The 13,596-nt window shown below is 53.9% G+C and carries 14 protein-coding genes; 9 read left to right on the top strand and 5 right to left on the bottom strand.

Translation table 11 applies throughout. The features are described 5' to 3' along the window. Window positions 1-15: 15 nt before the first annotated feature. The 7 genes from rbfA (at window position 16) to AALG83_04500 (ending at window position 7,198) form a co-directional block, all read left to right on the top strand. The gene (rbfA, locus tag AALG83_04530) at window positions 16-411 is read left to right on the top strand and encodes a 30S ribosome-binding factor RbfA (GenBank protein MEY8382419.1); all 396 of its coding nucleotides are present in this window, start codon (window positions 16-18) and stop codon (window positions 409-411) included. Next, window positions 401-1,375, top strand: coding sequence for a bifunctional oligoribonuclease/PAP phosphatase NrnA (locus AALG83_04525; GenBank protein MEY8382418.1), 975 nt, complete (start codon window positions 401-403; stop codon window positions 1,373-1,375). Before rbfA ends, AALG83_04525 begins: the two co-directional genes overlap by 11 nt. Next, window positions 1,372-2,232 (top strand): tRNA pseudouridine(55) synthase TruB, encoded by an 861-nt coding sequence (gene truB / locus AALG83_04520; protein MEY8382417.1) that lies wholly within the window; start codon window positions 1,372-1,374, stop codon window positions 2,230-2,232. The genes AALG83_04525 and truB overlap by 4 nt, the downstream gene beginning before the upstream one ends. A gap of 21 nt (window positions 2,233-2,253) precedes the next feature. After that, complete coding sequence (ribF, locus tag AALG83_04515; GenBank protein MEY8382416.1) at window positions 2,254-3,204, top strand: riboflavin biosynthesis protein RibF; 951 nt, start codon at window positions 2,254-2,256, stop codon at window positions 3,202-3,204. 94 nt (window positions 3,205-3,298) lie between these two features. Then, complete coding sequence (gene rpsO / locus AALG83_04510; protein MEY8382415.1) at window positions 3,299-3,562, top strand: 30S ribosomal protein S15; 264 nt, start codon at window positions 3,299-3,301, stop codon at window positions 3,560-3,562. A 154-nt stretch (window positions 3,563-3,716) separates the two neighbouring features. Then, window positions 3,717-5,831 carry a polyribonucleotide nucleotidyltransferase gene (locus AALG83_04505; GenBank protein MEY8382414.1) on the top strand — a complete coding sequence of 705 codons (2,115 nt, stop codon included), beginning with the start codon at window positions 3,717-3,719 and terminating at the stop codon, window positions 5,829-5,831. Window positions 5,832-5,962: 131 nt separating this feature from the next. Further along, window positions 5,963-7,198, top strand: a complete 1,236-nt coding sequence (locus AALG83_04500) for a pitrilysin family protein (GenBank protein ID MEY8382413.1) — start codon at window positions 5,963-5,965, stop codon at window positions 7,196-7,198. 58 nt (window positions 7,199-7,256) lie between these two features. Here AALG83_04500 and AALG83_04495 read toward each other — a convergent pair whose 3' ends face one another. Genes AALG83_04495 through AALG83_04485 form a run of 3 tightly spaced genes read right to left on the bottom strand, consistent with a single transcriptional unit; the run spans window position 7,257 to window position 9,477 of the window. Next, window positions 7,257-8,822, bottom strand: a complete 1,566-nt coding sequence (locus AALG83_04495; protein MEY8382412.1) for a DUF4173 domain-containing protein — start codon at window positions 8,820-8,822, stop codon at window positions 7,257-7,259. Further along, window positions 8,803-9,027, bottom strand: a complete 225-nt coding sequence (locus AALG83_04490) for a helix-turn-helix transcriptional regulator (protein MEY8382411.1) — start codon at window positions 9,025-9,027, stop codon at window positions 8,803-8,805. The genes AALG83_04495 and AALG83_04490 overlap by 20 nt, the downstream gene beginning before the upstream one ends. Window positions 9,028-9,036: 9 nt before the next feature. Further along, window positions 9,037-9,477 (bottom strand): DUF2975 domain-containing protein, encoded by a 441-nt coding sequence (locus AALG83_04485; protein ID MEY8382410.1) that lies wholly within the window; start codon window positions 9,475-9,477, stop codon window positions 9,037-9,039. 185 nt (window positions 9,478-9,662) lie between these two features. Here AALG83_04485 and AALG83_04480 point away from each other — a divergent pair, with 185 nt between their 5' ends. Both AALG83_04480 and AALG83_04475 read left to right on the top strand, forming a co-directional pair. Further along, on the top strand, window positions 9,663-10,340 hold the full coding sequence (locus AALG83_04480; protein ID MEY8382409.1) for an ATP-dependent Clp protease proteolytic subunit: 678 nt from the start codon (window positions 9,663-9,665) through the stop codon (window positions 10,338-10,340). A gap of 452 nt (window positions 10,341-10,792) precedes the next feature. Then, on the top strand, window positions 10,793-11,794 hold the full coding sequence (locus AALG83_04475; GenBank protein ID MEY8382408.1) for a DUF5050 domain-containing protein: 1,002 nt from the start codon (window positions 10,793-10,795) through the stop codon (window positions 11,792-11,794). 221 nt (window positions 11,795-12,015) lie between these two features. Here the strand turns inward: AALG83_04475 and AALG83_04470 are convergent, their stop codons facing one another. Together AALG83_04470 and AALG83_04465 are read right to left on the bottom strand one after the other, a co-directional pair. After that, entirely contained in the window at window positions 12,016-12,375 is a 360-nt protein-coding gene (locus AALG83_04470; protein ID MEY8382407.1) for a helix-turn-helix transcriptional regulator, read from the bottom strand. A 213-nt stretch (window positions 12,376-12,588) separates the two neighbouring features. Continuing rightward, window positions 12,589-13,587: a DMT family transporter gene (locus tag AALG83_04465; protein MEY8382406.1), complete on the bottom strand. Its 999-nt coding sequence runs from the start codon at window positions 13,585-13,587 to the stop codon at window positions 12,589-12,591. Window positions 13,588-13,596 lie beyond the last annotated feature (9 nt).

The raw sequence follows: 13,596 nt of genomic DNA, 5'->3' as shown, positions 1-13,596 counted from the left end.
CTTGAAGGTTAGAATATGAGTAAGCTAAGGGAAGCCAGGATAGACGGGGAATTCCGGCGGGCGCTGGGCGAGCTGCTGCTCACGGAGCTCAAAGATCCGCGTATGAGCAAAATGGCCAGCGTCAGCAAGGTCTCGGTAACGCAGGATCTCAAATACGCCAAGGTCTACGTGAGCATTTACGACACGCCGGAAAAGGTCGCTTCGACGATGGAGGCGCTGGAGAGCGCAGAGCCTTTTCTGCGCGCGAAACTGAACGGGATGATCCGCCTGCGCAGAATGCCTGTGATGACGTTCGTGCACGACGATTCCATCGAGTACAGCGCGAAGATCTCCAAACTCATTGACGAGGTTACGGCAAAGGATCGGAAAAACGCAGAACAGCGCGGCGAGGAAGAGCAGGATGACGCTTAATCAGAGCTGGCAGGGCATTTTAGAGCAGATAAACGCCTGCGATGATTTTCTCGTCATTGGGCATGTCAGCCCGGATGGGGATACCGTGGGCAGCAGCCTGGCGCTTTGCTTGGGGCTAAAGGAGCTGGGCAAGAAGGTGGTGTTTGGCCTGCACGGCGTTTTGCCGGAAAAGCTGGCGTTTATGCCGGCCGCCTTTCCCATTACGCCCAGCGAGCAGGTGGAGCAGCGCGCATATGGTGCTGTGATCGCGGTAGACTGCGGCGATCTCTCCCGGCTGGGGGATTTGGGCGCGGTATTTTCGCAGAATGAGAACACTATCGTCATCGATCACCACCCGACCAATACCGGATTTGCAAAGAGAAACCTGGTGCTGCCCTATGGGGCAACCGGGCAGATTATTCTGGAGCTTTTGGAGGCGCTTGGCTGCGGCATCACGGCGGAAATGGCCAATTTGCTCTATGCGGCCATCTCCACAGATACGGGCAATTTCTCCTATTCCAACACGGATGAAGCGGCTCTTCTGGCCGCGGCTAAACTGCGCAGACTCGGAGCGGATATTCCCGCGCTGAACAAAACGCTTTACCGGGAAAAGACGCTTGGGGCAACCAAGCTGATCGGCCGCGCCATCGAGCGGCTGGAGCTGTCTGAAAACGGCAAGATTGCCATTACCTATGTTTTGCGCAGCGATTATCAGCAGTTAGGCGCCAAGAGGGGGGACTGCGACGAAGTGGTCAACTACGCCCGGGATATCATCGGCGTTGAAATTGCCATTTTTCTGCGGCAGACGGATGCGGAGGATGAGAAGTTCCGCGCCAGCCTGCGCAGTAATCAGTATGCAGACGTCTCGGCGCTGGCGCAGGAGTTTGGCGGCGGCGGGCATAAGCAGGCCGCTGGGTGCTCCCTGACGGGAGGAATCGAGGCGGCAAAGCGGCAAATCCTTTGCGCGGCGAGAAAGTATTTATGAACGGAATCATCAATCTATTAAAACCGCCGGGCATGTCTTCCAATGGTGCGACGGTTTTTTTGCGAAAACTTTTGAATGAAAAGCGCGTGGGCCACGCGGGAACGTTGGATCCCGGGGCGGCCGGTGTTCTTGTTGTGCTGGCCGGGCGATCTGCCCGGCTTTCGGATTTTCTGATGAACCACGCCAAGCGCTACCGCGCGGAGATTGCCTTTGGTAAGCGGACGGATACGCTGGATAGCTATGGGCAGGTCTTGGAAGAGAGAGCTTGCAGCGTGAGCCGGGAGCGGCTCATGCAGGCGATCCCGGCATTCCTTGGGGAGATCGAGCAGATTCCGCCGGATTATTCGGCCGTCAAGATCGATGGCCGGCCGGCTTATCAGCTAGCGCGCAAGGGAGTGGAAATCCGCAAAAAGGCGCGGCGGGTGCAGATTTTTGGCATTGATTTGCTGGCGCAGACGGGAGAAAACCGCTTCCTGCTGGAGGTTGCCTGCTCCAAGGGAACCTATATCCGCACACTGCTGGAGGATATTGCCAAAAGCATGGGTGAGATTGCGCATACCTCTTTTCTGATGCGCACGGCATCCGGCGGCTTTGAGGTTGGGCAGGCTTATACGGTGGACGAGCTCAAGGCTCTGGCCGCGGCGGGGAATTTCTCCTTTGTGCAAAGCCCGGAGGGGGCGCTGATGGAGCTGCCGGAAGTGCGGCTTTCGGCGCGGCATCATTTTGCGCTGCAAAACGGGCAAAAAATTCCCTGCGATGCGCCGGAACAGCGTTTTCGGCTCTACTGCGGGGAGCAGTTTTACGGAATTGGAGAATGCCAGGAAGGCATTTTGCGGCTGGTGACGCCGCTATACTAGAGCAGGAAAGGGGGAAGCGGGATGGAAAGATTGGGGCAGTGCCGGGCGAACTGCGATACGGCGGTCGCTTTGGGCACGTTCGACGGCCTGCATCTGGGGCACCAAAGCGTGCTGGAAAAGCTCAAACGTCAAGCGGATGTGCAGGGGCTGCGCACGCTGGTTTTTACCTTTGAAAACCTCCCTTCCTCTTATTTCGGCGGCGAGCAGGGGATGCTCTTTTTGCCCGAGGAAAAGGAGGCGGCGTTTGAGAAGTTGGGCGTGGACCTGCTGTATATGCCAAAGTTCGACGGCGCCATTGCAGGACTGGAGCGGGAGGCCTTCGCAAAGCTGCTGTTTGAGCAGCTGCGGGCAAAAGCGGTTGTGGTGGGATTCAACTTCCGCTTTGGAAAAAGCGCCCAGGGGACGCCGCAGTATCTCAAAAAAGCCGCAGAGCAATACGGTGCGGCGGTTTACGAGCAGGAGCCCTATCTGCTGGGGGGCGAGCCGGTTTCCAGCACGCGCATCCGCGCTGCGCTGCGGCAGGGCGAGATTGCGCAGGCGCAAGAGCTTTTGGGCAGGCCGTATGAGATTGCCGGGATCGTGGCGCACGGCAAGCAGCTTGGGCGCAAGCTGGGCTTTCCTACACTGAATTTCTATCCGCCGGAGTGCAAGCTCATGCCAAGGCACGGCGTCTATGCGGCGGAGGCGGAGCTGGATGGAAAGCGCTATGCCGCGGTTGCAAATATCGGCATTCGCCCGACGGTAAAAGACGGAGATATGCTTTCCGTCGAGAGCAACCTCATCGGCTTTTCGGAAGATGCCTATGGAAAAAAAGCCTGTCTGCGCCTGGTGGAGTTTTTGCGCGGGGAGCAAAAGTTTGACGGTCTGGATGCGCTGACCAGTCAGATTGCGCAGGATAAGCGGCGGGCCGAGGAATGTGTGAAAAACGCATGGCAAAGGGGTTTACAAGCCGCAGGCGATGTGTTAGAATAGAAAAAGCGTAGAGAACCGGTCGCTTTGTTTTGATGCTTTCCCGGCGCAAAGCAATGTTTCCGGCGATTATAACATGTATGGAGGTAACACTACAATGGGACAGATCGATAAGGCAGCAATTATTGCAGAGTATGCGACGCACGAGGGAGACACGGGCTCGCCTGAAGTTCAGGTTGCGCTGCTCACCGCGCGCATTAATCACTTAAACGAGCATTTCAAAACCAACGCGAAGGATCACCATTCGCGCCGCGGCCTGCTCAAGATGGTCGGCCGCAGAAAAGGCCTGCTCAACTATCTGAAGAGCAAGGACATCGAGCGCTACCGTACGCTTATCGCAAAACTCGGCCTGAGAAAATAACGGCCCGTCATTTACTGACCTTATAGAGCGGTTTCTAACCGCTCTATCCTTTTAAATGGAGGGTATTTGCCCCGCCCGGAGAGCCGGGAACATGAAGTTGTATCCAATTAAAATGGAAGATAAAGAGGCAGGCAGGCGCCTGCGAGGAGGTAACATGCAAGAAAATCATGTGTATAAGATGGAGCTGGGCGGCAGAGAGCTCGTTGTCGAATCCGGCAAATACTGCTCTCAGGCAGATGGCTCCTGCATTGTGCGCTGCGGGGATACGGTTGTCCTCGTCAACGCGACGGCTTCTGAAAACCCGAGAGACGGTGTGGATTTCTTCCCGCTCAGCATCGAGTTTGAAGAGAAAATGTATGCTGTAGGCAAAATCCCCGGGGGATTCATCAAGCGGGAGGGGCGCCCCTCTGAAAAGGCAATTCTGGCCTGCCGCCTGATCGACCGGCCGCTGCGGCCGCTCTTCCCCAAGGGCTATTATAACGATGTTCAGGTGATCGTCACGGTGCTCTCCGTGGATCCGGATGTGCCGCCGGAAATCCTTGGCATGATCGGCTCCTCGGTTGCGCTTTCCATTTCCGGGCTTCCCTTCATGGGGCCGACGGGCTCGGTTGTCGTCGGTTATGTGGACGGGCAGTTCGTCATCAACCCAAGCAGCGAGCAGCGCGCAAAGAGCCGCATGCATCTGACTGTCGCCGGCACCAAAGATGCCGTCATGATGGTTGAGGCAGGGGCGAACGAGGTCAGCGAGGCAGAGATGCTGGAGGCAATTCTGCTGGCGCATGAGGAAGTCAAGAAAATCTGCGCTTTCATCGAAGGCATTAAGGCGGATATCGGCAAGCCCGAGCAGGAATATGAGCTCTATCACGTTTCCGAAGAGCTGGATGCGGCCGTGCGCGAAAAGTTCTACGACCGCATGGTTTGGGCGATGGATACCACCAGCCGCACCGAGCGCGAAACCCGCGAAAAGCAGGTCAAGCAGGAGGCTGTGGAGTATTTCGCAGAGGAATATCCGGACAGCAAGGCGGATATTCATAACAGCCTTTATGCGATTATGAAGGAGATTGTCCGCAAGAAAATCGCCAACGACGGCATCCGGCCGGATGGCAGAGGCTATGAGGATGTCCGCCCCATTTGGTGCGAAGCGGGCATCATGCCCAGAACGCACGGCAGCGCCGTCTTTACCCGCGGCCAGACGCAGGTGATGAACCTGGTAACGCTGGGGCCCATCGGCGATGGCCAGACGCTGGACGGCATCTCGGAAGATACCTTCAAGCGCTATATGCATCAGTATAATATGCCGCCCTATTCCACGGGCGAGGCAAAGCCGCTGCGCAGCACGAACAGAAGAGAAGTGGGTCATGGCGCTCTGGCAGAGCGGGCGATTCTGCCCATGCTCCCCTCGGAAGAGGAGTTCCCCTATGCGATCCGCGCGGTTTCTGAAGTGCTCAGCTCCAACGGCTCGACTTCCCAGGCCAGCATCTGCGCAAGCTCCATGGCGCTGATGGACGCAGGCGTTCCCATGAAGGCGCCGGTAGCGGGCACGGCAATGGGCCTCATCAAGCAGGATGGCAAAGTCGTCGTGCTGACGGATATTCAGGGCCTGGAAGACTTCCTTGGCGATATGGACTTCAAAGTCGCCGGGACGGATAAGGGCATCACGGCTATCCAGATGGATATCAAGATCAAGGGCATCGACAAGGAGATTCTGGAGCGCGCATTGGCGCAGGCACTGCGCGGCCGTCTGCACATTCTGGGCAAGATGAACGAAGTTTTGGCGGAACCCAGAGAGCATCTCTCGGCTTATGCGCCCAAGATCATGCAGTTCAGCATCGATCCTGAGAAGATCAGCGAAGTTATCGGGCCGAGAGGCAAGATGATCAACAAGATCATCGCTGAGACGGGCGTCAAAATCGATATTGAGGATGATGGCCGCGTCGCCATCGCGACTTCGGATGATGTTGCCGCCGCAGAGGCAAAGCGCATGATCATGGATATCGTCCGGGAGATCAAGGTGGGCGATGTTTACCTGGGCAAAGTAACGCGGCTGATGCAGTTTGGCGCATTTGTCGAGCTGCTGCCCGGCAAGGAAGGCATGGTTCATATCTCCAAGCTCTCCAACAAGCGCGTGGAAAAAATCGAGGATTTCTGCAAGGTGGGCGATGAAATGCTCGTTCGCGTCAATGAAATTGATGAGAAGAAGCGCGTCAACCTCATTCACCGCGGCGTAACGATGGAAGACCTCGTTGCGTTCCAAAGCAAAGAGGACTAATGATTTCAAAAAGGGCGGCCGCTTGGCCGCCTTTTTTCTCATTTGCAGAAAACCTTCAAAACTTCGGCCAGGCGGATAACCTGGCGCGGAATTGAAGAAAATAGGGATAACTGCAAGAAAGGATCAGGAGTATGACAGACTATTTTACGCTATCGAACGGATTAAAAGTTTACGGGGAGTATTTGCCGAATATGCGTTCGGCGACGATTGGCATCTGGACCAAGACGGGCTCTGCCGCCGAGACCATGGAAGAAAACGGCATGTCGCATTTTCTCGAGCACATGTTTTTTAAGGGGACAGAGCGGCGAAGCTATCAGCAGATTGCCCAGGAGATCGACAATATGGGGGCACAGGCCAACGCTTTTACTTCCAAGGAGCTGACCTGCTACTATATTCAGAGCATCGATGAGAAAGTGCCCCAGGCGCTGGATATTCTGCTGGATATGTTCTGCCATTCGGTGTTCCCGGAGAAGGAGATTCAAAAGGAAAAGGGCGTTATTTTAGAGGAGATCGCCATGTCGCAGGATTCGCCGGACGATTTGCTGCACGACAAACTGGCAGAGACTTTCTTTACCGGGACGCCGCTTTCCAAAACCATTCTCGGGCCGGCGGAGAATATTCGCCGCTTCACGAGAGAGGACGTTCTGGCCTATCAAAAGAAGCACTATCACGCGGATAATATCGTCGTGGCGATTGCGGGAAATTACCAGAGGCAGGCGATTCAGGCGCAGCTGGAGGAGCAGCTCGGCAGCATTCCCGGCGGAATGCCTCAGCAGATATTCGGGCCTTTGGCGGGTTGGGAGCCGCAGGCCAGGGAGCTGACGCTCAAAAAGGATATTGAGCAGGTGAACCTCGGCCTGGGTTTCCCGATGTACGGATTTTTGGACGATCGCAAATATGCCGGGAGCATCCTCTCCAGCATTTTGGGCGGCGGCATGAGCTCCAGGCTGTTCCAGAAGGTGCGGGAAGAGCTGGGCGCGGCCTACTCCGTCTATTCCTTCCCGGCCATCTACTGCAGCGGCGGCATGATGGTGATCTATGCGGGAACTTCCTTGGAAAAGCTGGAGCAGGTAACCAGCGGCATCATGGGGGAGATAGAGAATTTAAGGAAAAACGGGATTACGGAGGAGGAGCTGAAAAACACCAAAGTACAGCTCTGCTCCAGCTATGTGATGGGCCGGGAGACCAGCTCGGCCAAGATGAACTCTCTTGGCAAAATGGCGCTGCTCTGCGGGCGGATTATCGAAGAGGATGAGCTGCTGGAACAGGTGCGCCGCATCTCCATGGCAGAGATTAAGCAGGCCATCTCCTATATTTTCGATCTGAATAAGATGAGCAAAGTGATCGTGCAGCCCCAGAAGGCATAGCGGGCTTTGTCAAAATAAAAAGAGCAGCGAAAAACCGCTGCTCTTTTTTGATAGAAGCTTATCTGCTCCCATGCTGGGCCAGCGCCTGCTCGACCATTTGCCCGAGATTGGCGAGCTTTTCGGGGGAAATATCCCTGCCCAGGTTCCAAAAGCGCAGATCGCCCCTGCCGCGCTCGATTTGCGCGATCAGCCCCCGGAGGCGGATACAGCGCATATGGCGCAGGCTGTTGCGCGACCAGTAGCCATAGTCGTCGTCGCTGGCGCCCAGATCCCAGTTGGGCTCTGGCTCGGGCGCGAGATCGCTCAGTTCGATGGTATCGATATAATAGGGGAGCGCATCGACAGAGAGGTTGAGCAGGTAATCCAGATCGCCGTATTCGCCGTATGTGCCCATGGTTTTATCCAGACGCTTGGTATTTGCCCGGGCGATGAAGGCATCGGCATTCAGGAAGGAAAGCCCGAGCAGGCAAACGAGGCAGACCAGCGCCGTCATCTGCCGGATGCCTTGCCAGGGAAGCCAGATATGCACGATGCTGCCCGCGCAGATGAGGCTGAGCAGGATGAGAAAAGCCTGCACATAGATACGCAGCCGCGTATAGGAAAAAGCCCTCTCATAGAGCATCAGCCGATAAAAGGAAGAGGCAGAGAGCATGATAGTGCAGAGCAGCAGGACGGTATAGAGCGCCAAAATCAGGCGTTTCTGCGCCCCCTGGGCATGGCGCGTGCAGGTGCGGCAGAGGCAGACCAGCGCAAAGACAAAGATGGCGGCGGCGCAAAGCTGGAAGAAGCCCTGCCGGGCGTATTCGCTGTAAGTCAGGCCGGAGGGGAGCCGGGCAGAGCCGAAGAGGAAAATTCCCTGCACCAGCGCGAACACGATCATCAATAGCGCGACGCCTGCCAGCACGATGATCGTTGCCAGGAGGTTGAATTTGGCGGGCGTTTTCTGCTTGCCCGCAGACGGCTGCTGGCGCTCTGTGAGCAGGGAAGTGAACAGGCTGGCCAGCATCATGCCGCCGCCAGCGGAAATCAGCACCCATAGCAGAAGATCCGCCAGGCTGTCGATGCGGAAGATTCTGCCCAGAAGCTCTGCGAACACCTGATCCGCCGAGGCCAGCAGATAGAGCAAAAGGCCCAGCACGGGGATGAGAATGAGAATCGCCATGAGAATAGGCAGCAGCGCCTTTCGCTGGCTCTTTTCGGGAGAGAGCGCCTTGCCGATTCGGTGGAACGGGCGGACGAACAGCGAGAAACAGATGTTGTTCAAACTGCCCAGAGAAAAGGGCGGGAAAGTCTCCAGCTCCAGCATGAGGTTGATTTGCAGCAGAGTGCAGAACAGCAGCGCCAGAGCGTTTAAAAAGAGCAGAAGCGGGTTATTATAGAGCGCGAACGTCAAAGAGAAGCCAAAGCCAAGCAGCAGCAAGAGATAGTTGTGGCAGCGCAGGACGTTCATTTTGCCGCGGCAGAGCACGCAGAGCGCGGCATAAAACAACACGAAAAAAACCGGGACGTTCGCGCCAAGAGGCGCGCCCTTCCAAAGGCAATCGTAAAACAGAAAGGTTCCGGCCAGAGAAAGAAGGCTGGCCAGCACGAGAGTTTTGATGGGCTTATTCGCCGTCTGATTCATAAGAGACCTCCTGATATTCTAAAAGATCGGATGGCTGGCAGCAAAGCGCCTGGCAGAGAGCGTCCAGTGTGGAAAAACGGATGGCCCTGCACTTGTTGTTCTTCAAAATCGAAAGGTTTGCCGGGCTGATGCCGATTTTTTCCGCCAGCTCTGCGAGGCCGATTTTCCGCCGCGCCATCATAACATCTAAATTTACAATGATCATGCCGCCCTCCTATATGGTCAAGTCGTTTTCTTCTTTATACTGGACGGACTGCGCGAACACACCTCCGAGCACCAGGGCGCAGAGGCAGCCAAAACAGAGGATTGCCGCGCAGAAACCAAATGCGATGGAGGGATGAAAAAAGAGCGCGAAGAGGAAATCCAGCGCACAGATGCCGCAGAAAAGGGCGATATACCGCAGGCTGCGCACATTCTGATAGACGAAAGGCGTGCCGTTTCGGACGGTGGACATGATGCGGATGAACTGCCAGGCCAGGGCAACCGCGCAAAGCCAGCCCACATAGAAGAAAATAAGCGAGGCAAACAGCGGGAGCAGCCAGAAGCGGGTCATCATGCTGATGCTGGGAATCCAAAAGAATGCGGCGCAAAGCGCAAACAGGGTCAGATATAAGATGACGCAGATCACTTTCGCCAGGAATTTTGGATTTTTCATAAAAGACCTCCATTGCCGCATGGTTTGGCAGGCGGGCGGGAAAATACCTGCCTGCCATTTTTTTGAGCATATCATAGTATATGCTGTTTGTAAATAAAAAAATATCGAATATCGATAAATTTTTATTAAAATTCAGAAAGTATAAATTTTCGCAAAAAAGAAAAACTAAGCAAAGGAGGCGAAAAATGCAAGAAGAATATAATCAGAATCAGTGCTGCGGGCAGGATGAGCAGCAAAAGCAGGAAGACATTAGAGAATTTGGCAGCACCAAGCCGAAGAAAGATATTCAAATCGTCAGCATCATCGGGCAGATTGAAGGGCATAACCTGCTTGGGCCGCAGACCAAGGCGACCAAGTATGAGCATATCATCCCCTTGCTGACGGATGCCGAGCAGGACGACGCCGTCAAGGGCATTTTGCTGATCCTCAATACCGCGGGCGGAGATGTGGAGGCAGGATTGGCGCTGGCGGAGCTGGTGCGGGGCATGAGAAAGCCGTCCGTCAGCCTGGTGCTGGGCGGCGGACACAGCATTGGCGTTCCCATGGCGGTTTCGGCGGATTATTCGTTTATCGCGCCCACGGCCAGCATGACCGTGCACCCCCTGCGCAGCAATGGCCTTTTCATCACCTCGCAGGAGAGCTTTGCATATTTCCTCAAAATGCAGGAGCGCATCATCAATTTCATTGCAGACAATGCGAGAATTGATGCCAAACAAGTGCAAACGCTAATGAATAATAAGAATCAGCTGGTGGACGACATTGGCACTGTGCTCACGGGAAATGAAGCGGTGCAGGCGGGGATCATCGATGCCGTCGGAGGGCTGGGCGATGCGCTGGAAAAGCTGAAAAGTATGCAAAAATAGGCAAAAAGAAAGCTCCCTGGAAGGGAGCGTTTCTTTTTGAGATTTGAAATTAGAAAGGATTAAGAGGGGAATTTACCAAACATTTTTTTGCGTTTGATAAATCTTGTTTTTATTCTATCATAAAAAAACAAAAAATCAATAGTAAATGCAAATATTTTTGAAAAATTTTTTTTGAAAACGATAACAAGTGATAGTTTTTAGAAAAAGTCGCCCGAAATACTGCTGATATTTTGGCAGAAAGCCGCCAATTTGCTGGAGCACAGCCCCAAAGCACCGGGGCAAGGCTGTTTTGGCGCCTCTCCCGTGGCTGCTGCCTTTGGCAGGGCAGAACCATACAGGACAACTTTACGAAATGCGCCAGAGGATACTATTTTTTTCTGAGAGAAGGAAGTTGTCAAGCTGAAACAATCGTGCTAAAATATGTAGTATCATTTCAGGGAGAGGAAAAACCTGTGGAAAACGCTTGGAAAAATAAAAAGGTCCGCATTGCTGTGATTGCGGGAATTGTGGCCACCCTGGCAATCATTGTCATGGCGGTTGTCTCTTTTATCGCTGGCTCCAAAATCGATGGAGTATGGCGGGGCAATACCGCTTCGAATATCGCAAACGAGGCGATGTTTGTTGAGGCAGAAGACGGGACAATCTATTTCAACCGCGATGGGCTCTTTAAGATGACGCCGGACGGCGAGGTCCAGCGGCTGACGGATTATATCGTCAGCAGTCTTTGCATCGATGAGCAGTATCTGTATTACTCCTATTATAACGACACGGGCAAGCTTTACCGCATGAACCTGGCGACCCAGGAGCATGAGAAGATTTCGGATATCGCATGCGGCTCTCTGAACCTGGTGGACGGCGTGCTGTATCACAGCTCCCAGTATTTGGACAGCCAGAAAGGCATTTACAAGACCTATCAGAAGGAAGACGGGAGTTTTACCACAGAACAGATTACGATAGACCATGCGGGCAACCTAATCTATTATAACGGCCGGCTTTTCTTCATCAACAACGCCGATTTCAACCGCGTCTATTCCATGAAGCTGGATGGCAGCGACAGGCAGGCGCCTGTGGGCAGGGGAACCTCCATGTTCACCATCGAGAACGGCTGGATCTACTACTGCAACAAAAACGGCATGTATAAATGCAAGCCGGATGGCAGCGCTCAGATACAGCTGGTAGATCTGCGCGTTTCGGATATGAACGTAACCGAAGACTATATCTATTATAGCTACTATTCTGCCAGCCAAACAGATGCGAATCAGCAGTTCTACCGCATAGATTTGGATGGGAAGAACCGGGAGATGATCTCTTCGGATTCGGCCATCGGCATCTGCACTGCGGGGGACTACATCTATTTCCAGAATGGATACAAGAAGCAGGAGCTTTACCGCGTCTCCAAAGACAATAAGGTTTATGAGAACGCGACAGAGGTTTTGCAGCTGAATAGAAAGTAAGAGGCTAAAAAAGCCGGCCATTAGGCCGGCTTTTTATTTCTGGAAAGAAAGCTGCGCTTAGGAGGGGGAATGAACTATTTCTCTGAAGCGGCAAAGCAGAAAATCATACTAAGGGTGGAAAACCACGCAGCTTTATTAGACCTTGCTGCAAAGGCAAAGCTTTTGAGAAAGGCTGTGCTCTTCTGCGCGGCCAAGCAGAGGCGGCGCAGAAGAGCGGGGCGTTACTTGCAGTGCTTATCCATGCCGGGCTTTAGCAAAAGCACCAGCTGTTCAAAAAGACGAAGGACAAGCGTGCGGTGTTCTGGCTCCAGATGCTGCAAAATATCCAGTGCGTTCAGGATAAAGTTTGCCGCGAGCATCTCGGAAGGATCTTCGCAAGCCGCCAGCAGAAGGGCAGGCGTAGTATGAAATGCGGCGGCAAGGCGCTCGATGGTTTCAAGCGTGGGATTTGCACGGGCATTCTCAATATCGCTCAGAACAGTTTTGCTCATATTGATCTCGTCTGCAAAATCGAACTGAGAGAGCTTGCTTAGATTGCGGAGCCGTTTTGTGTTTTCTGCTAAGATTTGCTTTGTATTCATATTTTCCTCCATGATTTTCCAGTTTAGGGAAAATAAGAAATTTCACAAATTGCTATGACGAAAGTCTCATACCAATATAACGTGCCGTGCTCCTAAAAATGCCCTAAAACCGCCTGAAACAGCGGATGAATTTTTTCTCGCATCACAAATGCAATGATGCAAAAAGCAGGATACACGATGAGGTGATCCTGCTTTTTTGAGAAAAGGGAAATGCTACTGCTGCTCGCCTTTGGGAGCACTTTCGGGATGCGTGCCTGGCTCTTCTTTGGCAGGAAGAGCGGCCTTTTTGCCCGTGGAATTGACGAAATAGATGCCGAGGCAGACGCAGAGCAGAGCCAAGGCGTTATTCCAGGTGAGAAAAGTTTCGCGCAGGAAGATGCCGGAGAGCACCGTCCCGAAAATGGGAGTGAGGAAGCTGTAGATGGAGACTTTGCCGGCCGGATTGTCCCGCAGTAAAAACAGCCAGAGCGTGAACGCGGCGGCAGAGATAAAGGCGGAATAGAGCAGAATGAGGATGCCCGAAGGCGTCACCTGCGGCAAAGCTCCTCCGCCAAGATAGCCCACGAGCAGAAGCAGCAGCCCGCCCGCAAGCAATTGCCAACCCGTGAGTGAGACGGAATCGGCATCTGCCGGGATGCGTTTACTGATGATGCTGCCGATGGCAAAGAACAGGGCGGAGAGCACCAGGAAGCCATCACCCAGCAGGGAGAAGGAGAGTTCCAGGCTGCCCGAGGAGAGATTGACCAGCATGACGCCGGCGAACCCGACGATACAGCCCAGCAGTTTTTTGGGCGTGATTTTTTCGCCTTTGCAGAAGAAATGCGCCAGCAGAACCACGAAGATGACGTTGGTCGAGCTTAGGATTGCGCCTTTGACGCCGGTGGTATTGGCCAGGCCAATATAGTAGAAGATATATTGCAGGAAAGTCTGCACGCCGGCCAGCGAAACCATGCAGGGAAGCGCATTTTTCTTTGGGAACAGGAGCTTTTTATTTAGGACGATAGAGATGAGCAGCGTCATTACTCCGGCGATAGAGAAGCGGTATCCCGCGAAAACCAGCTTGGAGAAAGCGCCGCTTTGCTCCATATCGAAGAGCTGATATCCGATTTTGACGCTGGGGAACGCGCTGCCCCAAAGCAGCGTGCAGATGACGGCGCAAAGAATGATATTGCGCTTTTTGGTAAAAAATGTGCCTGGTGCCTGATTTTGCATGATGATCCT

The sequence above is a fragment of the Christensenellaceae bacterium 44-20 genome, from assembly GCA_041223705.1.
In the GTDB taxonomy this organism is placed as follows: domain Bacteria; phylum Bacillota; class Clostridia; order Christensenellales; family Christensenellaceae; genus QANA01.
The sequence above is the reverse complement of the archived record's forward strand: the minus strand, read 5'-3'. Positions and strand labels throughout refer to the sequence as shown.